The organism is Microcoleus sp. F10-B2 (assembly GCF_036704965.1).
GTDB lineage: Bacteria > Cyanobacteriota > Cyanobacteriia > Cyanobacteriales > Microcoleaceae > Microcoleus.
Map to the genome: position 1 here is coordinate 102,167 of NZ_JAUBTB010000002.1, position 22,266 is coordinate 124,432.

Annotated in this window: 19 protein-coding genes; 12 read left to right on the forward strand and 7 right to left on the reverse strand. The window is 43.7% G+C overall.

Annotation, left to right across the window (positions count from 1 at the left end; all coding sequences use genetic code 11):
• Window positions 1–54: 54 nt before the first annotated feature.
• The 7 genes from QUA99_RS01325 to QUA99_RS01355 all read left to right on the forward strand — a co-directional run bounded on the left by QUA99_RS01325 (window position 55) and on the right by QUA99_RS01355 (window position 8,562).
• Window positions 55–636 carry a Uma2 family endonuclease gene (locus tag QUA99_RS01325; RefSeq protein ID WP_333234621.1) on the forward strand — a complete coding sequence of 194 codons (582 nt, stop codon included), beginning with the start codon at window positions 55–57 and terminating at the stop codon, window positions 634–636.
• 181 nt (window positions 637–817) lie between these two features.
• Complete coding sequence (locus tag QUA99_RS01330; protein ID WP_333234622.1) at window positions 818–1,528, forward strand: Uma2 family endonuclease; 711 nt, start codon at window positions 818–820, stop codon at window positions 1,526–1,528.
• Window positions 1,529–1,912: 384 nt separating this feature from the next.
• Window positions 1,913–2,149, forward strand: coding sequence for a tetratricopeptide repeat protein (locus QUA99_RS01335; protein ID WP_333234623.1), 237 nt, complete (start codon window positions 1,913–1,915; stop codon window positions 2,147–2,149).
• A 25-nt stretch (window positions 2,150–2,174) separates the two neighbouring features.
• Window positions 2,175–4,004: an aminotransferase class I/II-fold pyridoxal phosphate-dependent enzyme gene (locus QUA99_RS01340; RefSeq protein ID WP_333234624.1), complete on the forward strand. Its 1,830-nt coding sequence runs from the start codon at window positions 2,175–2,177 to the stop codon at window positions 4,002–4,004.
• 77 nt (window positions 4,005–4,081) lie between these two features.
• Entirely contained in the window at window positions 4,082–4,777 is a 696-nt protein-coding gene (locus QUA99_RS01345; protein ID WP_333234625.1) for a class I SAM-dependent methyltransferase, read from the forward strand.
• On the forward strand, window positions 4,774–5,943 hold the full coding sequence (locus QUA99_RS01350) for a hypothetical protein (protein WP_333234626.1): 1,170 nt from the start codon (window positions 4,774–4,776) through the stop codon (window positions 5,941–5,943). The genes QUA99_RS01345 and QUA99_RS01350 overlap by 4 nt, the downstream gene beginning before the upstream one ends.
• Window positions 5,944–6,021: 78 nt before the next feature.
• The gene (locus QUA99_RS01355; RefSeq protein ID WP_333234627.1) at window positions 6,022–8,562 is read left to right on the forward strand and encodes a glycosyltransferase; all 2,541 of its coding nucleotides are present in this window, start codon (window positions 6,022–6,024) and stop codon (window positions 8,560–8,562) included.
• 164 nt (window positions 8,563–8,726) lie between these two features.
• Here QUA99_RS01355 and QUA99_RS01360 read toward each other — a convergent pair whose 3' ends face one another.
• From QUA99_RS01360 to QUA99_RS01380, 5 genes are all read right to left on the reverse strand, one after another.
• Entirely contained in the window at window positions 8,727–10,961 is a 2,235-nt protein-coding gene (locus QUA99_RS01360) for an O-linked N-acetylglucosamine transferase family protein (protein WP_333234628.1), read from the reverse strand.
• Window positions 10,962–11,137: 176 nt separating this feature from the next.
• A complete protein-coding gene (locus QUA99_RS01365; protein ID WP_333234629.1) occupies window positions 11,138–11,653 on the reverse strand; it encodes a type IV pilin-like G/H family protein in 516 nt (171 codons plus the stop codon).
• 113 nt (window positions 11,654–11,766) lie between these two features.
• Window positions 11,767–13,086, reverse strand: coding sequence for a methyltransferase domain-containing protein (locus QUA99_RS01370; protein WP_333234630.1), 1,320 nt, complete (start codon window positions 13,084–13,086; stop codon window positions 11,767–11,769).
• Between the two features lie 106 nt (window positions 13,087–13,192).
• Complete coding sequence (locus QUA99_RS01375; RefSeq protein WP_333234631.1) at window positions 13,193–13,780, reverse strand: Uma2 family endonuclease; 588 nt, start codon at window positions 13,778–13,780, stop codon at window positions 13,193–13,195.
• Window positions 13,781–14,015: 235 nt separating this feature from the next.
• Window positions 14,016–14,621 carry a Uma2 family endonuclease gene (locus QUA99_RS01380; RefSeq protein ID WP_333234632.1) on the reverse strand — a complete coding sequence of 202 codons (606 nt, stop codon included), beginning with the start codon at window positions 14,619–14,621 and terminating at the stop codon, window positions 14,016–14,018.
• Window positions 14,622–14,808: 187 nt separating this feature from the next.
• Between QUA99_RS01380 and QUA99_RS01385 the strand changes: the two genes are divergently transcribed.
• The 3 genes from QUA99_RS01385 to QUA99_RS01395 all read left to right on the forward strand — a co-directional run bounded on the left by QUA99_RS01385 (window position 14,809) and on the right by QUA99_RS01395 (window position 17,078).
• Window positions 14,809–14,997 (forward strand): hypothetical protein, encoded by a 189-nt coding sequence (locus QUA99_RS01385; protein ID WP_333234633.1) that lies wholly within the window; start codon window positions 14,809–14,811, stop codon window positions 14,995–14,997.
• 105 nt (window positions 14,998–15,102) lie between these two features.
• Window positions 15,103–15,723: a Uma2 family endonuclease gene (locus tag QUA99_RS01390; protein ID WP_333234634.1), complete on the forward strand. Its 621-nt coding sequence runs from the start codon at window positions 15,103–15,105 to the stop codon at window positions 15,721–15,723.
• A 179-nt stretch (window positions 15,724–15,902) separates the two neighbouring features.
• On the forward strand, window positions 15,903–17,078 hold the full coding sequence (locus tag QUA99_RS01395; RefSeq protein WP_333234635.1) for an AI-2E family transporter: 1,176 nt from the start codon (window positions 15,903–15,905) through the stop codon (window positions 17,076–17,078).
• Window positions 17,079–17,175: 97 nt separating this feature from the next.
• Here the strand turns inward: QUA99_RS01395 and QUA99_RS01400 are convergent, their stop codons facing one another.
• Window positions 17,176–17,826 carry a Uma2 family endonuclease gene (locus QUA99_RS01400; protein WP_333234636.1) on the reverse strand — a complete coding sequence of 217 codons (651 nt, stop codon included), beginning with the start codon at window positions 17,824–17,826 and terminating at the stop codon, window positions 17,176–17,178.
• A 188-nt stretch (window positions 17,827–18,014) separates the two neighbouring features.
• Here QUA99_RS01400 and QUA99_RS01405 point away from each other — a divergent pair, with 188 nt between their 5' ends.
• Window positions 18,015–19,190: a homocysteine biosynthesis protein gene (locus QUA99_RS01405; RefSeq protein WP_333234637.1), complete on the forward strand. Its 1,176-nt coding sequence runs from the start codon at window positions 18,015–18,017 to the stop codon at window positions 19,188–19,190.
• A gap of 245 nt (window positions 19,191–19,435) precedes the next feature.
• On the opposite strand, the gene QUA99_RS01410 is transcribed toward QUA99_RS01405, so the two are convergent.
• Window positions 19,436–20,683 carry a hypothetical protein gene (locus QUA99_RS01410; RefSeq protein WP_333234638.1) on the reverse strand — a complete coding sequence of 416 codons (1,248 nt, stop codon included), beginning with the start codon at window positions 20,681–20,683 and terminating at the stop codon, window positions 19,436–19,438.
• Window positions 20,684–21,266: 583 nt separating this feature from the next.
• Between QUA99_RS01410 and QUA99_RS01415 the strand changes: the two genes are divergently transcribed.
• Window positions 21,267–22,178 (forward strand): tetratricopeptide repeat protein, encoded by a 912-nt coding sequence (locus QUA99_RS01415; protein WP_333234639.1) that lies wholly within the window; start codon window positions 21,267–21,269, stop codon window positions 22,176–22,178.
• Window positions 22,179–22,266: the final 88 nt, after the last annotated feature.

Sequence of the window (22,266 nt, forward strand, 5' to 3'; positions counted from 1 at the left end):
AGAAAACAGTTGCGCTCTCAAAAGCTTAATCTAAAAAAAGGATAAGGAGAAAACATGACACAAACAGCAGTCAAAAACTCTGTCACCGATAGTTGCCTGACTCTAAGAGGAGTCAGTTGGTCGCAATTTGAATCGCTAGAAGCCGCTTTTGAGTCTGTCGGCGGTATCAAATTTGCTTACTTAGATGGAATTTTAGAAATTATGACAGTTAGCCCTGAACATGAAGAATCGAAGAGTACCATTGGTCTTTTGTTAGAAGCATACCTGAGAGAAAAGGGCATCCGATTTTATGTTAAGGGCGGGCAGACTTTGGGTAGTAAAGAACTGGGGGCGAGAAAGGAGCCTGATGAGTCATATAATTTGCAGACTAAAAAGGCAATTCCCGATTTGGCGATCGAAGTTGTATTCACCAGCGGTGGCATCGATAAACTTCAACTATACAAGCGGTTGGGCATACCTGAAGTTTGGTTTTGGGAAGATGGAGTGCTGAGTATCTATTATTTGAGGGAGGAGTACGAAAAAGTCGATCGCAGCGAGTTGTTACCAGAGTTAGACATTGCTTTGTTAGTGAGATATGTAACTTACTTCGATCAATATGATGCTGTTACTGAATTCATCAAGGCTTTGCGGGAATAAGATGAATTTTAAAGTGCGATAGATCGGGATTTGCAGTCAAAAATAGATAATACCAGAACCCCGAATTTTTTAATAAGTCGGGACTCTAAAGCACGATCTCGTTTTACGTTTAATTAAATTAACCTAATTAGTTGCAGAAAATAAGTTTATAATAGATATACAAATCACAGGAAGCACGGCCATGACAGCAGTCGTTCCCACCTTCACAACTTCTGAAATCGTATACCCTAGCGCTGATGGAGAACCAGTAGCAGAAACTTACGACCATCTTTACGCAATCTTAACTACTTTAGAAGTCTTAAAACAATACCTAGCAGACCGTCGAGCTACTGTTTTAGCAAACCAATTTTTATACTACGCTCAAGGTTTCCCAAAAGTCCGCGTAGCACCAGACGTGATGGTGATTTTTGATGTAGAACCTGGTGGCAGAGATAATTACAAAATCTGGGAAGAAGGGCAAGTGCCGAAAGTAATTTTTGAAATTACATCACCAGGTACAAAGTCGGAAGATCAAAATAATAAAAAAGATTTGTACGAGGGGATAGAAGTTCAGGAATATTGGTTGTTTGACCCGAGAGGTGAATGGATTCCCGAACAATTGCGGGGGTACAGACTGGGAGTAGAGGGGTATCAATTAATTAGAGATAATCGCAGCGAAGTATTGCAACTGCGGTTAGAAATAGAGGGAAAAATTATTGGGTTTTATCGGGAAGATAATGGAGATAAATTATTGATTCCCGATGAATTGGCTTCAGCTTTAAAAGCGGAACGGCAACGTGCTGAAGCGGAACGGCAACGTGCTGAAGCGGAAAGTCAACGGGCTGCTGAACTCGAATCTTTGCTAGCGCGGTATCGAGAGCAGTTTGGACAATTGCCGCAGGATAATGGCTAAAGACACAGGGGTGCGATCGCGCTTCACCGATCGAGATCGCCCGCGTGTTATTGTCACCTAAATGTCCTTGACAAATCTAAGTTTTTGTGTAGCGGGCTAGAATTGGTTTCAAATTTTAAATGGCGAAGAGCGATCGTTTTGCGATCGAACTTGGGCAATCTAGATATAGGCGCTTCTTGAGTGCCTGGAAAAAAGCGAGGCCAAGAGTTAGCAATGGAAAGTACACAGAAAAAATCTAGTGCTCGTCCGGTTCATCGGAGCGATCGAATTAAGCAGATTTTGACCTTAGTATCGATCATATCCTTTGGGGGTTCGACCGCGTTTGGACTCATAAATCTGTTCACCAGCGGTTTGAGCAGTCGGGACAACCAAAAGCATGCGCCTGTGGCAGTTTCTCAGGAGTCTTTGCTGGCAGCGCAGGAACGGGGATATGTAACCGTTTTGCAGCGGGAACCGCAGAATCAGACGGCTCTGGAGGGCTTGGCAAATGTGCGGTTGCAGATGAATAATAAGGTGGGGGCGATCGAGCCTTTGGAGAAGTTGGTGAAGCTAAATCCCGATCGGGGGGATTATAAGGAGCTTTTAGGGCAGTTAAAGTCGCAGGGTGAAGGAAAGAAGTAGAGATTAAAATGAGGAAATACCCAATATGAAGGTGATTATACTAACCGCTGGATATGGAAGGCGAATGCGCCCACTGACCAATAACACTCATAAAACTTTGTTAAAAATCAGTGGTAAGACGGTGCTTCAAAGAATTATTGATGCCCTGAGAGAATTGAATCTCACAGACATTACAATTATCACTGGCTATCGCGAATCTGAAATAAAAGCACACTTAACTAAAATTTATCCTTCTCTGGAGATCAACTATATCTACAACGAGCGTTACAGAGAAACCAACAATATTTATTCAATGTCCCTAGCTCTGCAAAATATGACGATCGATAGGGACATCTTACTGATCGAGTCCGATTTAATTTTTGAGCCTGCTATTATTGCCCGTTTACTCAATTCTCAGCATGAAAATGCAGCACTTGTAGACCGTTACAGAAGTGGGATGGATGGTACTGTGGTTACAGTGGATCCTGAACGGCACGCGATCGTTAGCGTCATCCCGCCCCACCTACAGGGAATTGATTTCGACTTCAAAGATAAATATAAGACATTAAATATCTATAAATTTTCGCAAGATTTTTGTAATAATACGTTCAAAAAATTACTGACCTACTATGCTCAGGTTATTGATGACAATTGCTATTATGAGTTAATTTTAGGAATAATTATATATATGCAAAAGGGTCAAGTCTTCGCTGAAATCTTAGAGGAAGGTGAAAAATGGGCCGAGATTGACGATCCTAACGATTTGAAAATAGCCAAATTTATTTTCGACAAGTCTTCCCAACAAAAAATTTTGGATAACTCCTATGGTGGATACTGGAATTACGATGTTTTGGATTACTGTTTCATCCGTAATATGTATTTCCCAAGCAGTGCCATTTTGTCGGAACTAAAGAATAACCTGACGAGCCTGATCCACAATTATGGTTCTACTCAAGCCATATTAAATCAAAAACTAGCCACCTATCTGTTATGCCAGGAAGACAAAGTTATCGTTCTCAATGGCGTGTCGCAAATTTATCCCATCTTGGAACAATATTTAGCGGGCAAACAAGCCCTCTTACCTTGCCCGTCATTTGCAGAGTATCCAAAAATTTTTCCCAAGGCAACTACTTATTTGGATCGAGTGGGTATAGAAGTTCCAGATATCCTTGAAAAAGTTAAGGAATGTGAGGTTCTTGTAATTGTTAATCCGAATAACCCCACTGGCTCAGTCCTGCCAACTCAGTGGGTCTATGATTTTGCTGCTGCACGTCCTGAGACTCTGGTAGTGCTAGATGAGTCGTTTATTGATTTTTCTGAACAGGGCAGCATTTTACCCATGCTGGAAGAAGCCCCACTATCTAACATAATTCTGCTTGCCAGCTTAAGCAAGACCTTAGGAGTGCCCGGGTTGCGGTTGGGGTATGTCTACTCTTCAAACTCAGCGTTCAACGCTTATGTACAAAGTAGAATCCCCATCTGGAACATTAATTCTGTGGCAGAATATTTTCTGGAAATAATACTGAAACACAGGGATGCAGTGCAAGCATCTTTTCGTAAAACAATTAGCGATCGCGAGCAATTTGCGCTTCAGCTTCAGACTCTACCTATAGTTGAAACCGTCTATCCCAGTGGAGGTAACTTTTTACTAATTTCCTTGCGATGCAGTTCTGCCTTAAGAGATCGGCTAACTCAGGGTTTGCTGTCAAAATATGCTATCTATGTCAAAGATGTATCAAATCGGTTTAATGATGAAAAATCTTACCTCAGATTGGCAGTTAGAGATGGAGCAGACAATCTGAAGTTCCTTCAGTGCTTCAGTGACATAGCAGCAGAACTCAACCTGTCCGCCTCAGAGGAAACAAAACTTCCCTGAAATACCACTAAGAGCGGTAGGGATTAGTAAAGAAAAGAAAGTGAACAAAACTGATAGAGGGGCACAGGAGGCACGTGATGCAGAACAACTGGCAGAAAATTTGGAATGAAAGGCAGCTAGAAACCACCGTAAAGTCTACTCTGCAACAGTTGATTGCAGTTGATGGCTTTGATGGAAACTGCGGAGGAATTGACGAAACTGCTTGGATGGAATATGTCGAAAGCCTGGCTGCCAAGCTGCAAATCACTCCCAAAGATTCGATATTTGAAGTGGGTTGCGGTGCAGGTGCTTTTCTCTATCCCTTCTACCAAAAAGGAAACAGAGTAGCGGGTATTGACTATTCAGAAAAATTAGCAAAAATTGCCCTCTATATTATGCCTAGAGCCGATATTAGTGTTGGTGAAGCTATTAATATACCAAACGAACCCACGTTCGATATTGTGGTAGCTAATTCTGTTTTTTTCTACTTTAACGATTATGAATATGCCGCCGGGGTTCTGTCTCATATGTTACAGATTGCTACTAAACGAGTAGGAATTTTTGACGTACCTGATTTGTCCAAAAAAGAAGAAGCTATCATTCTGAGAAAAGCCAAACTAGGCGAAGCTGAATATGAGGAGAAGTATAGGGGACTAGAACACTTGTACTATAGCAAGGAGTGGTTTCAGCAAGTGCTAGCGAATAAACCTGTTAAGGTTATGATTGAAGACCAAGCCATCACAAACTATGGCAATAGTCGATATCGATTTAACGTTTTTATTGATAAATTATGAAAAAATTAAACTCTAATCCAATTATTAACTTTCCGTCATTTTTTGTCAGCAAACCAGTGCGGGTAGACTTTATTGCCTATCACGATCTGCAAGCTGTGGCTGGAATGTCTGTGTTTGAAGAAATGAGTCAGCATTTTGACTGTCGCTGGCAGATAGGACCCTGCCAAAAACCAACTGGTGCAGAGGCAGCTATATTACTCGACCATACACAGCATCACCCGGAAATCCGCAAATCACCTGATGGTTATCAGTATTTATTTTATATGTCCCATGACCTGGGAGACTTAGATGTGTATGAAGTGGAGAAGCAACGCCTTCGACATTTTAATATTATTTTTGTTCCAAGCTCTTTACACCTAAAAAATGCTCAGAAGTCATTAAGTCCTAGTTATGCTCAGCCATCCTTGGGAACTAAAAGAGTGATTTTAGAAGTTGGTTGGCCGAAGTATGACCGCATGGAAGTTCCAGAAAAGTATGACAGCCTTCGGGAGCAGCTCGAAAATTTTTCTTACCCGCATACTGTTATATATGCTCCTACTTGGGCATATACTTGGGAGTGGAAAGAGATACTGCCTCGCTTATGTAAACTTCAGTGTAATGTGATTGTTAAAAATCACATTTATGTCAATCCCGGTCAAGCTTATCCTCAAGGTCACGAAAAAACCTATGAGGAATGTTTGCAATCTGCAAAGGAAATGGAGGAGTATTTATTTAGCTATAACAATCCAAATTTTCTTGTAGCTCCCCGCGAAATAAACATTTGTAGTCTTTTTCCTTTCGCGAACGTTTTGATTTCAGATCAGTCTTCAGTGACTCTTGAGTTCCTACCTTTTGGAATTTCTATTGAAACGGGACGATTTAACCCCAATCCCAACCAGATCCAACCTCAGTCTAGCCTGGTGTCTGATGTCATATTTATGCCCATTGAGAAGTTGAACCCGGTATTGGAATCCTCAGAATCTTTTAGAGAGTTTATTTCTCAACACTCAGACGCAAAAAGCCATAATTTTGTCAACCGTGGTCAAACTCCAGCAGGTCAACTGACCGCTCAATTAATTGACAAATACGTCTCTTTCTGGCAAGTGTTAACTAACCCAATCAAAAGCGCATCAGCATTTTCAGAGATGATGGAACGTTGGCGCGAGGGCCTTCTAACTGAGAGTTAATTACTGCTAAAGAAAGCAGTGCGTTTAAACAAAAGCTAATTCTACAAACACACAACTAATGAGAAGGTGTAACTAAAGATGACAATAACTAACTCTATTTCTAGTAAAACTTTTGAGAGAATTAATAAATTAATTGATGAATTGCCAGAAATTTATCAACCGATATACCTTCAAGGCGAGTTGATTAGAGAAGGGGTGAGACAGAATGATTGGGAACGTTTGGAAGTCATAAAAAAGTTAATCAAACCCGGACAGACGGTGTTAGATATCGGTTCTAATGTAGGTTTTTTTACTATAGAACTAGCTAAAATATTTCCTGAGAATGTTTTTGTTAGTGTAGAGAAACAAGTTAGCTATGCAAAGCTTCAAAAAGAATTATTGCAAGTAGAGAAGTTAACTAATGTTATTTTAATCAATTCAGAAGTTACTGTAGAGTGGCTTAAGGCAGCGTCGCAAGCGTGTACTTACTTTGATGTAACTCTATTACTGTCTGTTCTGCATCATATGAAGGATGCCAGCGAGTTTTTGCAAGAACTCAGCAAGATATCAAAATCTTTGATTATTGAACTGCCTAATCCCAATGAATCAAAAGTTTGCGGTAAGGAGATATTGAGAGAACAGTTGACGGTTGAAAAATTGAAGTTGTATAAGCCTATTTTTGAAAAATTGGATTATGAATCAACAACTCATTGCGATGCCGATCTGAAAAGAGAATTTTACTATGCAGATTCGCCTAAGTATCATAGAGAAAGTTGCTTCCCCTATATTGGGTATCCTGTGCAGCCTCGAAACTATCGTCTTCAAAACCTCAATGGAAAAAATGTACTTTATAAAGAACATCTGAACGAAACAATCAACTTAATACCAGGTGTACTGCTTTACGATCTTCATCAAATTGGAAGTATTTTATATCCAAATTTCAAAATAATTAGTTTTCAAATCGAGAAAGAGTTTAAGTTTTTAGATGATATTAGTAATTCTGAAGAGGCAAAAGTTGCTGATATCCGACCTTGGAATATTCTGTTTACCAGCGAAGGATTGAAGTTTATTGACTGCAAATATACCAGCGATCTCGACTATGATTTGATCTACGATCGAGATCGAGACTTGAAAATTATTTCTAACTATCTGGAGGCTATACTACCGTCCGGCGAGCTAGCAAAAATAGTTATTGATGGTGTATTTTTCCAACTTTATCGGACTGGAATTGCGAGAGTATGGAATTCTTTACTTGAAGTTTGGGCAAAAAACGGTTTTGCTAAACATTTCATTTTGATTGACAGAGGTGGTACAGCTCCTAAAATTCCTGGCATTCAGTATTATTTTGTACCCCCTTACGACTACAATCGGACGGAACTCGATCGGGCAATTCTTCAGGAAGTTTGCGATGAAGTCGAGGCAGACATCTTTATTTCTACCTACTATACAACCCCTGTATCAACGCCTTCTGTGTTTATGGCTTATGACATGATTCCAGAAGTTTTAGACGTGAATTTAGATGTTCCCATGTGGAGGGAAAAACACTATGCTATCGGCCAGGCCACTGCCTATATTTCTATTTCAGAGAACACGGCAGGCGATTTGGCAAAGTTTTTCCCAGGAATTCCTAGAGAATGTATAACTGTAGCTCATTGCGGAGTTGAAGCTGTTTTTTCGCCAGCGAGTCCAGCAGAAGTTAATACTTTTAAAATAAAGTACGGTATTTCAAAACCTTATTTTATTTGTGTTGGATGTCGTCCAGGACATAAAAATTCTATTTTATTCTTCCGGGCTTTTTCTCAACTTGCCACTAAACATGGATTTGAAATTATTTGTACTGGGAGTGGAGTTGTATTAGGAGAAGAAATGAGGAACTATACTGCCGGAACAGTTGTGCACAACCTGCAACTGAGTGATGAAGAGTTGAGCTTAGCCTATTCCGGTGCTGTTGCGCTGGTTTATCCCTCTCAATATGAAGGATTTGGCTTGCCTGTACTTGAGGCTCTCTCCTGCGGTTGTCCTGTCATTACTTGTCCTAACGCCTCAATTCCTGAAGTAGCCGGAGAAGCTGCTTTATATGTGAACGATGATGATGTTGAGGGTTTAGCAGATGCACTTTGTGAGGTACAAAAACCGAAGGTACGCAATTCATTGATTGCTGCTGGGTTTGAACAAGCTAAAAAGTTTTCTTGGTCAAAAATGGCTCAAACAGTCTGTTCAGCTCTGATTGAAGCGACTTTAGTGAGTTTAAATTTGAAAGAAATTAACTTAATAATTTTCCCCGATTGGACGCAGCCCGAAGATTCTCTTTTTTTAGAATTAGAACGAGTAGTAAGGGCGATCGCAACTCATCCCAACAAAAGTCAAGTAACTCTCTTAGTAGAAACGAGCAAGATTTCTGAGGAAGATGCCAATCTGGCTTTATCAAGCGTGGCGATGAATCTTTTAATGGAGGAAGATTTAGATGTTTCCGACGGTCCCGAACTTGCACTCATTGGACTGTTAAGTGAAATTCAGCGCTCGGCTTTGATACCTCGAATTCACGGTAGAATTGTGTTGGATAATGAGAATATAGAGGCGATCGCCCAGGCCAAAGCGGAGAATATAACGTTACTTGAATTAGACAGTTTAAAAATATAAAATTCAATCCTCTGTTTCCCTGAGTGCTTGTTTCTACAACATCTAAATTTCCTCATCTGTTTCTTGTGACACCGCAGATAACTCTGCTTCTAATTGCTCGAACGTTGGTAAATTACTTTGCAGATGTTAAGGAATGTGTGCAACAACCTGTTGCACAAATAGTATCAATGATTTTTCTCCACATATATCTGCCACATCTGCTCGTAAGCTTTCTCAAGCTCTCGCGTAAATTGCTTGCCATTCCACAAGGGAGCTGTTTGTCTAGACTGTCGCAGTTTCCACGATATTTGCTGTCGCAAAACAGCGTCTTTTCCTAAACGGATTCCCCATTCGACATATTCTTCGTCTGTCCAAGCTATACCTTCGGAAATACCCGCATTCATCATCATCGTGTAGCTGTTACGAGCTGCAAACTGCTCTCCCACTCGCGTTACCATCGGCACGCCCATCCACAGCGTTTCCATTGTTGTGGTGGCTCCGTTATAGGGATAAGTATCTAGCACCACATCTGCTATTCCCAAATTCGCTCGGTGTTCTCCCTCCGTGCCTGTCAATTCTAAAAATCTCAATCTATCCGGTGCCACTCCCTCCGATTCTGCAACTTCTAAAAAAAACTTTTTGAGAGATTCTTGCTCTGCCAAACCTTTAACTAAAAAATAACTATTGGGCACTTCTTTAATAATTCGCAGTTGCAGTCGCGCCGTATGGGGATTATACTTATATCCTCTCTGAGCGCTCAAATAGATAACAGCATCACTGCCAATATCCAATTTGTCGCGTCGCAAGGTAGGTATGCCTAGCTCAAAACCATCAACTGCTATGTAAGTCTGAGGCAAACGCCAGATTTTTTCCTGATAATAATCTTGAGCTGCTTCAGGTAATACGTAAGGGTCGGCAATATAGTAATCGATATTTGGAAGGCAAGAAGCGTCCCACCCTAACCAAGTCACCTGCACGGGGGCTGGTTTAACCGCCAAAATTTCACAAGAATTGCTTATAGTAATACTGTCGAGATCGACTAAAATATCAATTTCATCTTCGTAAATTTTTTCAGCAGTTTCGCAACTATCTATGCCTAACTTATAGGCTTTATCAACTTTGCTGACGTACCAATCTTCTAAGTTATCGTGGCTCATTTTAGAACCAAACAGATAAGCACTGACTTCAAATCGATCTCTATCTCGGTACTCAAATACCCACCGCGCCAACCAACCAACAGAATGGTTTCGCAGGCAATGAGACAAGTATCCAATTTTCAAACGCTTATTAGGAGTATTGATTTTAATATATGCCGATTTTGGCTGCCGATATTTCTCTATTAAATCCTTTCTATAATTTTCAATATTTAATGAAGCGAGCTGACTTACTTGACGCCTAATTTGGATATTTTCCTGAGCCAGATCTTGAACATAGGGGAAAAAGAATACAGAAATATATAAACGAACAGTAGCAAACGGAGGTATGGATGTTGGTTGTTCTGCTAGTATAGACGTTAAGAGGAGCTTCTGGGTTTCTAATGCCAAACAAACTTCATCCCAGCGACCGCCCTCTCCCATCAAAGCACGTACTATCGAGAAATTAGCATAAATTTTATTGGCTAATCCTTCCGTGAGTGAATAGTACAACTTAGCAGTTTCTATTGCTTTAGAATGTTCGCCACAATCTTGATAAAACGAAGATAAAGTACCCAGTAGTTCAGGGTCTTTAGGTGACAGGCGCAAGGCTAGTTCGGTGAAGCGTGCTGCTAACTCTGGTTGCTTTGCACAGTGGCAAATATCATAAACAAATGGAACTAAAATGCTCTGAAAATATTCCGTATCTTTGACATGCTTTATACAGGCTTCTGTCAAGTCAAATGATGAAGGATAAAGAGGAGCTCTGTCCAGGACGTTCTTCAAAACTTGCATTAATAGCTCAAAGTCCACATCCTCCGGTGATTTTGATTTGAGCAACTCAATGATGCCTAACTCTATCAATTCCTCCCCACTATAAGTTTCCAGCATGGTGGATAACCCTATGGAATGCAACAAGTTATTGATATCTTTAGGATTAATTTCTCTGATGTGTTGCCGAATTGCCCATGCTACCTTATATTCACCCAAATCGCGCTGCCTGTCAGCCTCTGTTTGTAGAACTTCTATTAGTTCATGAGTCCAAGACTCTATTTCTTCAGATTCTCCCTCGGCCATTGCCAGCAGCCAAGTAGTCTGAGCTTCCGCCTCTTGTCCCTGCAATAGCAACATTAATCCTAGCTGCCAGTAATGTGACTTGACACTTGGTTCGCATTCAATTGCCTGTTCGTAGAGGTTGGCAGCCTGGATATAATTTCCTTGAAGCAGAAATTGATAAATTTTTTCCTGCCAATCTGATTCTAAAGTCGATAAATTACTGGAAAACATACCTGTAGCCGCTCAAAAATAGTATTTAAATATTAGACCTCTTCCCAAAGACTTATTAAGGGCAGGCAATATGCCACCCCAAAAATAATTAGGGAAGATATTTACTATATAAAAGCAGGTAGTCCATACAGGTCTACCCGCTATCCTGAACCCGAAATTACGGTTAAGTTCGGAAACTACTTGGTCACTAACTTGTCAGTACCCGTGCAGGTTACACCTGTGGTTCCATAAGTTGGGGCCGTAGCATTACCCGTGCTGGCGCTTTCACAAAGTATGCTCTGGGTGGTTTTTGCTTCACCTGCCTCAACCAGTCCTACACCGCCGGCATATCCTTTGAGAGAAGCAGTATTAGTAGGGTTTGCCAGGGCACTAGCATTTGATGCTGTAGCAGTTACAACGTAGCTGTAGTTTGTGGTAGTAGTTTTCAGACCAAGACCTAAAACTTGAACGTTAGCCCCAAACTTAGTATTCTCTGCGTAGTAAGCCTGCTGACCCTTGTTAATTGAACTGACATACTGTTTGCCTTCAGACTGCTTGGCTTTATTGGCTTGGTTGAGGAAGGCGGGTAAAGCGATAGCGGAAAGAATACCGATGATGATGATCACAACCAGCAGTTCGATCAGTGTGAAACCTGCTTCCTTTTTTCTTTTGTTGATGTGTTGCAGGAATTTGGTTTTAAATTCAGTCTTCATAATTTTTTTCTCCTTGAGGGGGTGGGATGCTCGTTTCTAACTCTTATATGTAACTTACCCAGTTTCCTCAGGTTTGCTATCATCCCGTCCCTTTTTTTTTTGAGGTTCGGCGGCTAACGCTCCAAAAGCAAGTACATAAAGACTTCTAGCCTAGTCAACAGTTCCTTGACTTCATCAAAGGCCGTCTCCTGGGCTGCGGGTTCTAGATTAACAGCAGACTCGGCCCTAATCTGTAGCCACTTCTGGACTAGCGACACCACAGACTGCGGCCCATCCCACAGAGGTAACAAGCAAGCCGCCATTGTACCCTTGATCGCCACCGGCGCTAGAGTTGGCACAATAATATAACGGCTAATCTCAAACGGCGTCTGGCTCTCAATGCAATTACTCAAGTCTTCCCTAATCTGGGAAGTCCTCAGTTGAGGGTGCAGGTGTACCCGTGCTTCCCGCCATTGAGCTTCCGTCCATTCCGCCACTGGCACAAAAGCCTGAGTTCGATTTGGATGGCCGCACCAGAAATCAAACAAACGGTGCAGGGGATGTAACAAGTCAAATAAATGCAGTCGCTCTTCCAGAGAAGCTTCTGGCAGACTCATCGCCAAAAACGGAGGCAAATCATCAGGATCTTTGAACAAATCCATCAACTCCCACCTGCGCCAAGCCACCATACTGATAAACTCTAAATCAGCACCTCTCAACATAGCAAACACTTCAGGAATGGTACAACCTTTATCACCCACTAATAAATAGTTAGCCATAATCCATGCCTCATCAAAAGCGCGAGCGGAATTCCAGGTTAATGCCTTAAGCCCTACTTCGTCTTGTAATGCTTCCATTGTTTCCCGGACTATTTCTATCTCCAATTCACCCGGAGAGCCATTCATTAATCCCATTGTTTTGAAAGCAGCTTGAGCGCGAAATAATCCTGCTCTAGCATTTGAACTGTGAAGGTTGGTGCGGATGATGCCATCGGGAGCGAGAACAGATTTCATCGCTTGCAATTCAGCAATAGGATCGGGCAAGAGATACAGAACTTCGTCAGCATTGATATAGTCAAACTCTAACCCTAAACTTGGCAAATCTTCTATCTTCAAAGCATAAAACTCTGCATTAGCCACCCCATGATACTGTAAACGTTGGTCAGCTAGTTTCACAGATTCTTCGGATAAATCGATGGCTACTATTTTGGCTCCTGGATTGGCTATAGCTAAAACCAAGGATTTATAACCGGTGCCGCATCCCGCATCGAGGATTACTTTACCAGAGGTATTAATTATTTTTCTATTTCTGAAGTAGTAAGCAGTTACAAGATTATGAAGGTAGAGCAATTCACTGTTGTCTTTTGGAGATTGTTCCAGCGGGATTCTGGGATAAGGAGTATTGTCAAATTGCTGGCGAATGTTTTGTATTAACTCTAAATTTTGGTGATCCATTTTCAATTACACTCAATGCTGGCAAGTTATTCTAGTATCTCAGAAAATAGCCGATCGCCCGCCCGGCCGCAACACATACTTGCAATAATAGTCTGAAACGCCCGCCCTAACCAGAAATCCCCCTCCTAAACTCCCTCATCGCTTCCACACTCGAAGCCATCAGCAAGCAGCGACGCAGTAAATTAATATCTAAATTTGGCAAAACAACACTTGAAGAAATTTTTTCATAACCCTCAGAACCCAAGCGATACATAGCCAATACACCATCCTCCCAGAACCAGACTTCAGAAACTCCCAATACTCGATAGCGCTGCAATTTTTTGACAGTACCGCTAGTGAAGATAACTTCGATACATAAATCTGGGGGATAATTTGGGGTTATGCGTCGGCCAATAAAATAAGATTCATCAGCTTGTGCAGATACTACCCCTTCCTTTTCTTGGGTAAAGCTTCCCGTAGGGGCAAACTCAATTTCATTTTCGGCGCAGTAGATAGCCAGCAGCGTACAAATTGTCCGACTAAAAAATTCGTGTTCTGGGGAAACTGCCAATATTTCTACCTCTCCTTTGTAATAAAACAACCTCGTCCCTGGGGAGTCAGAAAACCCCTGTTCAATTAGCTTGAACTGTTCCCAGCTAATCCCGGACTGAATGAACCGTTGGTCTAGTGGCTGTAAGAGTGTCTGTGCCATCATGGGAACCTCAATCAATTTCTGGGTTTAAAACAACATTCATAAAGCATTAAATACTGTTAACGTTATTTCTGTGATAAGTTTAGATTGCCTTTTTTGCCCAAGGTGCGATCACTCGATAAGTAGATAAGCTGTTCTGCATTTAAATTATATGTCAAAAAACAATCAAACTCTTGTTGGGTGGGCTTCTAGCCCGCCCCGAATATACAATTTAAATTCGCGACAGCTTACTAGACTTTCAAGTCGGCATAATGTCGTCGAGTCTCAGTTGTAAATTTGGAAACAGGTAAGAAAAAATAGTATCTCCCAAGCGATATTGTTGCTGCTGGTATGAACCATTAACTAACTGGCACACCGTGAAAGTCGGTTGCTTTGGGTTGCCGATAAATTGCCAACCACCTAAGCCCCGAAAGTCCACAATCCAATATTCGGGAATATTCAAAAAAGCGTATTCTTCCACTTTTCTGGCATAATCATCTTGCCAATTAGTGCTGACCACTTCAGCAACAAGCTTAATTGTACTACCGTTACAAATAACTGGTTCTTTTTGCCAAAGGGGTTCTTGACCGAGTTCTGATTTATCTAAAACAACTACGTCAGGACGCAGCGCTGTAGCTTCAGCATATAGTGGTTTGATTAGACAATTTTTAGGCACCAACCAGTTGAAGTTATCCCGAAAGATTTCGACATAGATTCTACCCGCAATACTCCCGGCAACAGCTTCGTGAGGGCCAGTAGGTTCCATGTCTCTGAGTTCTCCGTCAATTAGTTGATAGCGTGTATTATCCCCATATTGGGCGATAAACTCCTCCAAGCTAAGTAATTTGGGTGTGGTGTACGTCATAGATCGTGTTTTAACGGGATGTAACTTAATTGTAAGTTTAGTTAAAATCGGCTATCTGGCAAAAAAACCAAGGTTTGGTACTTTGCTCTCAATCCTGCTCTTCTCCTAATCTTCTATTACTTCCGGGCTTAGCACAAACTTGCGATAATAGTCTCAATGCCTCATTATACAACCAACTACGATATCCATGAACACCAACATCAGCCCCATCCTCAAAGTATTTACCCTTTCCGCCGCCCTTTCCCTAGCCATCAAGTACGCAGGGCCTAGCTTATCCATACCCTCTACCGACCTCAGCGCCCTAATCGCCGTCTTTACCCCCAGTATCATCTTAGCTGCCATCCTCGGCTGGCGATCGCGCCAACAGCAGCAGTAGAGACGCCATCAAAAAGTGCGATCTACACTAGGTCTAAAGACTCTGTTTTTGCCCAAATCTTAATTCCTCGTACAGCTTATCAAAACCAAATTTGAGGCACTCACCATGATTCAAATCCTACCCGAATTAGTAACATTCGATGAATTCATTGACTGGTATCCTGAGAATTCAGGATGTCACTATGAACTAGACAACGGAGAAATTGTTGAAATGCCAAAAGCAACAGGCAAACATTCTAAATTGACAGGTTTTCTGCTCGCTGAACTCAACTTTGAAATCAGACGGCTACAACTACCCTACTTTATCCCCAAAGAATCCGTCATCAAACCGATGCGCGAGGAATCGGGGTATGAACCAGATATCATTGTACTTAACGAACAAACCATTGCAAACGAGCCGCGATGGGAAGAAAAATCATCAATTATCACAATGGGTTCATCAGTCCCCCTAATCGTCGAGGTAACTAGCACTAATTGGGGGGATGATTATGCCCTAAAGCTTGAGGCATATGAGTCAATGGGTATTCAGGAATATTGGATTATAGACTATCTAGGATTGGGCGGCAGACGGTTTATTGGCAACCCCAAACAACCCACGTTTTCGATTTACCAACTAATTGACGGGGAATACCAAGTCAAACTGTTCAGAGGCAGCGAGGGTATTGAGTCCCCAACTTTCCCGGAATTGAAGCTGACAGCGCAGCAGGTGTTCGCAAAAAGTAATTGAGGAGGCTGCTTATGCTGATGTCCGAGTAGGGGTATCCGATTAAAGATGCGATCGCGCGCATCTAAGGTATCTTATAGAGGTGCGATTTATCGCTTCAGGGCTGCAGAGCAATTACCAAGCAGCAATTCCCAATACCCTATTCCTCAATCTAAAATCTAAAATCTAAAATCTAAAATCTAATGAAGCTAGGACAGTGGATGGGCTTATTAGCCCTCATCGCATCTTGTTACATCCTGTGGCAAATCAGGCAGGCCCTACTGCTGCTGTTTGCCGCCGTCGTCTTAGCCACCGCCTTAAACAGACTAGCACGGTATTTACAAAAATTCGGACTCAAAAGATCGATCGCCGTACTGTTATCAGTTAGTTTCCTAGTCCTCATCTTCATAGGATTATTCCTAATCATTGTACCGCCCTTTGCCCAACAGTTTCAACAACTTACCCAAAGAGCCCCTCAAGGAATAGAAAGATTAAATCAGTGGATAGATCAATTTGAGGGTCGCTTTTCAGGACAATTTGGTCAGCGGCTACCAAATCTTGATGTTAACGACATCATGCAACAACTGCAACCTTTATTCAACCAACTCGTCGGCGGTGCAGGAGCTTTTGTAGGCAACACATTAGGTGTTATTCTCAGCTTTTTGCTAGTCATAGTTTTGACATTAATGACATTAGCAGAACCTCTCTCTTACCGCAAAGCATTTATACAACTTTTTCCATCTTTTTATCGGCGGCGAATAGATGGCATCTTAGATGAATGCGAGATAGCGCTCGGTAGATGGGTAATCGGCGCTTTAATTAGCATGAGCGTCATCACTTTCCTGAGTTTAATTGGTTTGTCAGTATTGCAAGTTCCCCTAGCTCTAGCCCACGCTGTTTTAGCCGGCTTGCTGAACCTAATACCCAATATCGGGCCTGGTTTGAGCGTCATTCCCCCAATGACGATCGCACTTTTAGACTCTCCGTTAAAATCCGGTTTTGTCCTAATCCTTTACTTTCTAATTCAACAATTTGAAAGCAACCTCCTCACCCCTTACGTTATGGCGCAGCAAGTATCACTGCTGCCAGCAGTAACATTAATAGCTCAAGTATTCTTCGCCACCTTCTTTGGATTTTTAGGCTTATTGCTAGCTCTCCCCCTCACCGTTGTAGCTCAAGTTTGGATTAGGGAAGCCCTAATTAAAGATATTCTAAACCAGTGGAGTGCCAGCCCTAAAACCTTAGCAGCAATAGATTCTGCTATCCATGAAAAACATGAATCTATAGGAGTCGCCGAAAGCCTGCCAGAAAAATATTTACCAGAACAGAAACCAGACATCCCCGATCATGCTGAAAATGAGGCTCCTGAAAATCAATAGTTAAGGTTCATAATGACTTCAGTCCCGATTCATTGCCAGTTATACGACAGAAGTATTCACTATAAAATTAGGAAAAATGTGGTACTAACACTCTCAACTAACTATCTTCAAGCATCGCATTTTTTACCGTATCTCTGCCGGCGCTAAAAAGCTGTTGAACACTCAAATTAAACTGCCCACATGTGGGTGAGACAACCCTATCACTACCCCGAAACAGACTGACTTGATACTCACCGTCAATCAACTGGTAAACAGAAAAAGTAGGTTGTTTCGGATTGCCAATATAGCGTCTGCCGCCAAGTCCCAAATAGTCCGCAATCCAGTATTCAGAAATGCCCAAAGCTTCGCAGTCAACCAATTTGTAGCCGTGATCGTCCCGCCAATTGGTACTGACAACTTCGACAATTAGCCGGACAGAACTACCCATTGTAATGATAGATTCCTTTTTCCATCTCGGTTCGCTGTCCGTCCCTTGCCTGTCCAAAACGATCGCATCCGGTTCGTAACCAGATAACTCATTATCAGCTTTGACAACGCATTCCTTGGGAACGAAGCAGGGCAACCCTAGCCTCTCGATTTCAATCCCTAGCTTCAGGCAGAGGAAGCCGGCTGCTTCTGAATGTTCTCCGGTTGCTTTAGGCATTTCAACAATGGCTCCATTGTGCAATTCGTAACGGTTTTCATAATTTTCAGGATACCAGTCGATAAATTCATCAAAGGTGACTGGTTTTAATATCGCTTGAGTCATGGCGATCGCTCTTTATTTTATTTATAATATAATCCTGATATCTGTTATAGCATTTTGCGGTGTTATCAAACCGAGGTCGATCGCCAAAACAGCATTCGCTCGATCGACATTCCATCAATCCAAAATCAAAATCACTCCAAAATCAATCAATTGAAAATCTAAAATCTAAAATCCAAAATCTAAAATAGATGAGATCGATCGACGAAATCAACGATAAAATCAGCCAGGGCAAAGCCACAGTCTGGACAATCGAAGAACTCAAAACTAGAGTTCAAGAAACCAGCATTACCCAAGCAGCCCAAGAAGTCGATGTGATTACCACCGGCACCTTCGAGCCCATGGAATCCTCCGGTGCAATCATCAACCTCGGCCATACCGACCCGCCGATCAAAATCCGCCAGTGCTGGCTAGACGGCGTTTTAGCCTACTCCGGCTTCGGGGCAGTAGACCTGTACCTGGGAGCCACCCAAGTAGCCGAAGACGGCGAAGAATCGCGCGAACGGGGCGGCGGACACGTCATCGAAGATTTAATAGCAGGCAAACCCGTACAATTGCGCGCCCTCGGACAAGTAACAGACTGCTACCCCCGCGCCTCCTTTGAAACCACGATTACCCGCGATACCATCAACCAGTTTTATTTATTCAATCCCCGCAACGCATATCAAAACTTTATTGTTGGCGTCAACGGAGGCGATCGCCCGCTGTTCACCTACCTCGGCCCCCTGCAACCAAACCTCGGCAACGCCGTCTACTCGAACCTTGGAGCCATGTCTCCCCTGCTCAACGACCCCGACCTCGAAATCATCGGCATCGGCACCCGTATCTTCCTAGGAGGCGCTCAGGGCTACATCACTTGGGAAGGAACCCAGCACTTCCCGCTACAAAAACGCCAGCCCAACCGCACCCCCATCGGCCCCGCTGCCACCCTCGCACTCATCGGCGACGCCAAACAGATGAACTCGAAATGGGTGCGCGGCTGCTGCTTCAAAAACTACGGCCCATCCCTGATGCTGGGAGTCGGCATCCCCTTTCCCGTCTTAAACGAAACAGTCGTCGCCCACTGTGCAGTATCAGACAAAAAAATAGTAGCGCCGGTGGTAGATTTCTCTATCCCCCGGCGCGTTCGTCCCACATTCGGTTTAGTCAGCTACGCTCAATTAAAGACTGGCCGCATCCTGATAGAGGGCAAACCTGTACGGGCCGCCCCCCTTGCGAGTATGTTTCTCTCCCGGCAAGTAGCATTGGAATTGAAGCAGCAAATTGAAGCGGGTCAATTTACCCTCACGGCCCCAGTTGCTCCCCTACCCACCGACAGAGTATTTCTCCCGCAAGATTTGTGGGGCGCCCAAGTGAGGCTGGAATAAAGGATTTTAGATGGGCGATTTAGCGGTTTTAGATTATTTGTGGACGCACAAAGTCCCAGAAACCGGGTTTCTTGTCGCTAGCCCGGGCCTGAAAGCTTAGGTTGTTGGTCAAGAAACCCGGTTTCTGATCCTGGCGAGTGCGTCCAGGATTCTAGATGTTCGATTGAAGAATTCTGGTAAAAAACTGCACGCATGGGAAACTGATGCACTCACCTAAAATCTAAAATCTAAAATCTAAAATTGGTTCATTCCTCGATCGGCTTAGGCTTCTTAACCGGCTTAGGAAGAGGTTCCTTCGGGACAGGCGGTGCTGCTGCTGCTGCGGACTTGATGGTAGGACGCCCTACAGGAGCACCGTCACCGCTAGGCCTAGGAGTAAACGGACGCTTCCCTCCTCCTTTGAAACCACCGGGCGGCTTGCTGCCAGGGGGGAATTTCCGCTTTTTAATCGGCAGGGCACCAATATTATTAGCCTGCTCAATCATCAGACTGTCAGCTTTCAATTTGACGTGGAAATCCCAAAAAAACCCGATCGCTTTTGTCGCTAAATCTCCCTTGAGTTTCAACTTAAAAAACTTCATCTTGTCGTCATTCTTGCGGGGAGCTTGCTTGATTTTGACGATGACATACTTTTCTTGGTCTTGGGATTGATAAATCACCTCACCTCTAATCGAAAAATAGCCATCTTCAACATCAGGTTCCGAGGGAGGCAAAGATGCGGTAGATGCTTCGCCGCTAGCCTCAATCTCCGCTGCTTCCTGACTTTCCTCGTCAGAGGACGGTTCGGGAGATTTTTTGAGCGTTTCCGGCTCCCAAACCCCCATAATTTGGGCGTGCAAGTTGCCGTCTTCTTGCCTGGTGCGGGGATAGACCACCCACAGGTGTTCTTGTTCCAGATCCAGGTGATTTTTGACTAAACTCATGACTCTACCCAGCAAAACTGCGTCGATGGCAGTTCCGTCGGCAGCTATCAGCATACCCCGGGTGAATTGCTCTTCTGATGGCGTGTAGCGGCCCCGCACCAAACCAACAGCTCGGTACTGTCTGGGTTCGCTGGGGGGGGGAATGGGATGTTGGCGCATGACCGAGGGTATGTCCTCAGCGGCCTGACTTTCGTTAGCGGCAGGCTCGGCGTTTGCCGGCGGTGCGACTGCTAGGGCTGGAGTATCGCTGACAGGAGTCGAAGACGCTGCTGGCGCCGGGGGTGCAGGAGCATTGCTGGGCTGGTCTTGTGGCTTTGTTTTGTCCTTGTCGGGGGCAGAACTGTAGCGGGGTCGTTGCAGCTTATCCTTGGACGCTGGGGCGTCTGTTGGCGCTGGCGGTTGATTTTGGTCAACAGGTGCAGCCAACGCCGAAGGCACCGGACTTTCGTCTGGTGTCTCAGGAATGGAATCTGTATCTTTAGGCGGATTGACGGCCAGTTCGCTGGGCTGAGCCTTGCGAGTTGAAGTAGATTTGGACGATTTGGAAGACCGGTTGGGAGAGGGGTTCATAAAAACTCCTTGCAGCGGAGACACATCCCTTAAGGGAAATTAGGAATAAACTGAAGAAACTGCTTTAAAAACTACTAGCACCTGACAGGCGGGCTTGCGCCCGGAGGTCTGGTTGTGACCCGTCAACGCCAACTTTCAACGCTACGAGTGCCGATCGGTTCTCTGGCTGCTAAAATCCTTGCGAGCAAGAACTTTGGGAGTTGCTGAGCGATCGATCCAGCCATAGCGCTGAGTTGGAGTTGCTGGCTAATAGAATTTAGGATATTCAGCTTGCCTATTTTACTTAATCCAATTACCTAACGGGCTGATCCGCCATATTTTCGGTAATTTTTAGCTTGACCAGACTAAATTGGACAGACACCGCAGCGCTTGGGACTGCGGGTCTGAGTGTCCAAAATTGTTTAGCTAGCATGGAGTTGTGGGTCTGTTACCATATTAGCTGCAAGTAAAAGGCTGCTTTGTCAGTTGGGACTTTGAAGTTAAGAACTTTTATGGTTGCATGGATCTAGTTAAATGGCAGACGCCCCCGGGCGATGCGTTAATTCTTAGAAAATAGTAGATTTTAAGCTGGGATAGTTGAATTATGGAAAAAGCAAACAAGCGTCGTGGGTTGATTACTGTGGTGGTGGTGCTGTCGCTCATCGCTTTTTTGGGATTTTCCCTTGTGCCAATTTTGGACAGTATTCTCAAGGCCAGCCAAGCCCAAAGTACGTCAACTCCAACGCCTACTCAAACGGCGCAGTCAGGGGAGAAGCAATCAGAGTTGCTGCAAGCTCAGGCGAGGGGGTACGAATTGGTTTTGCAGCGGGAACCTGACAATGTAACGGCTTTGCGGGGATTGTTGCAGGTGCGGCTGGAGTTGATCGGACAAGGAGTGGGGGACATTAAGGATGCGATCGCTCCTTTGGAAAAATTGGCTGCGCTGAATCCTGAGACTACTGAATACGGGATTTTGCTGGCTCAGGCTAAGGAACGCACGGGCGATCGCGAAGGGGCGGCTCAAGCTTACAGGTCAATTTTAGCGTCTAAGCCTGGGGAAATTAAGGCTTTGCAGGGGTTGGTGAATTTGCTGCTGGTGCAGCAGCGACCGGAAGCTGCGATCGGACTGCTGCAAGATACGCTAAAGGCGGCTCCGGCTGCAAATCTGGCGAAACCGGAAAGTGTTGATGTAACTTCGGTGCAGTTGATTTTGGGACAGGTTTATGCTGTGCAGAAGCGCTACGAGGAGGCGATCGCAATTTACGACGAATCTGCTAAGGCTAATCCCAAAGATTTTCGCCCCACTTTAGGAAAGGCGATCGTGCTGAAGGAACAGGGCAAAACAGATGAGGCAAAAACGCTGTTCGATCGAGCTACTGAGTTAGCTCCTCCTAACTATAAAGACCAAATTAATCAGTTAGCTAGCGGCACTCCTTCGCCATCTCCAACAGCAGAAGATGCCAGTCCCGAACCTGCGGCTTCCCCAATTCCTGAAGGTGCGCTACCGAAACCTTAAGGAAAGTTGGGAGTTTTGAGTACCTTATAACTTTAAGGACACAGCACTGCTGTGTCCCTACCCATGCCACGTTCTTTAACCTAGATTT

What these genes read in the sequence shown, in the direction of transcription:
- QUA99_RS01325 (WP_333234621.1), top strand. Translation starts at nt 55, where the DNA reads ATGACACAAACAGCAGTCAAAAACTCTGTCACCGATAGTTGCCTGACT.
- QUA99_RS01330 (WP_333234622.1), top strand. Translation starts at nt 818, where the DNA reads ATGACAGCAGTCGTTCCCACCTTCACAACTTCTGAAATCGTATACCCT.
- QUA99_RS01340 (WP_333234624.1), top strand. Translation starts at nt 2,175, where the DNA reads ATGAAGGTGATTATACTAACCGCTGGATATGGAAGGCGAATGCGCCCA.
- QUA99_RS01345 (WP_333234625.1), top strand. Translation starts at nt 4,082, where the DNA reads ATGCAGAACAACTGGCAGAAAATTTGGAATGAAAGGCAGCTAGAAACC.
- QUA99_RS01350 (WP_333234626.1), top strand. Translation starts at nt 4,774, where the DNA reads ATGAAAAAATTAAACTCTAATCCAATTATTAACTTTCCGTCATTTTTT.
- QUA99_RS01355 (WP_333234627.1), top strand. Translation starts at nt 6,022, where the DNA reads ATGACAATAACTAACTCTATTTCTAGTAAAACTTTTGAGAGAATTAAT.
- QUA99_RS01360 (WP_333234628.1), bottom strand. Translation starts at nt 10,961, where the DNA reads ATGTTTTCCAGTAATTTATCGACTTTAGAATCAGATTGGCAGGAAAAA.
- QUA99_RS01365 (WP_333234629.1), bottom strand. Translation starts at nt 11,653, where the DNA reads ATGAAGACTGAATTTAAAACCAAATTCCTGCAACACATCAACAAAAGA.
- QUA99_RS01370 (WP_333234630.1), bottom strand. Translation starts at nt 13,086, where the DNA reads ATGGATCACCAAAATTTAGAGTTAATACAAAACATTCGCCAGCAATTT.
- QUA99_RS01375 (WP_333234631.1), bottom strand. Translation starts at nt 13,780, where the DNA reads ATGATGGCACAGACACTCTTACAGCCACTAGACCAACGGTTCATTCAG.
- QUA99_RS01380 (WP_333234632.1), bottom strand. Translation starts at nt 14,621, where the DNA reads ATGACGTACACCACACCCAAATTACTTAGCTTGGAGGAGTTTATCGCC.
- QUA99_RS01385 (WP_333234633.1), top strand. Translation starts at nt 14,809, where the DNA reads ATGAACACCAACATCAGCCCCATCCTCAAAGTATTTACCCTTTCCGCC.
- QUA99_RS01390 (WP_333234634.1), top strand. Translation starts at nt 15,103, where the DNA reads ATGATTCAAATCCTACCCGAATTAGTAACATTCGATGAATTCATTGAC.
- QUA99_RS01395 (WP_333234635.1), top strand. Translation starts at nt 15,903, where the DNA reads ATGAAGCTAGGACAGTGGATGGGCTTATTAGCCCTCATCGCATCTTGT.
- QUA99_RS01400 (WP_333234636.1), bottom strand. Translation starts at nt 17,826, where the DNA reads ATGACTCAAGCGATATTAAAACCAGTCACCTTTGATGAATTTATCGAC.
- QUA99_RS01405 (WP_333234637.1), top strand. Translation starts at nt 18,015, where the DNA reads ATGAGATCGATCGACGAAATCAACGATAAAATCAGCCAGGGCAAAGCC.
- QUA99_RS01410 (WP_333234638.1), bottom strand. Translation starts at nt 20,683, where the DNA reads ATGAACCCCTCTCCCAACCGGTCTTCCAAATCGTCCAAATCTACTTCA.
- QUA99_RS01415 (WP_333234639.1), top strand. Translation starts at nt 21,267, where the DNA reads ATGGAAAAAGCAAACAAGCGTCGTGGGTTGATTACTGTGGTGGTGGTG.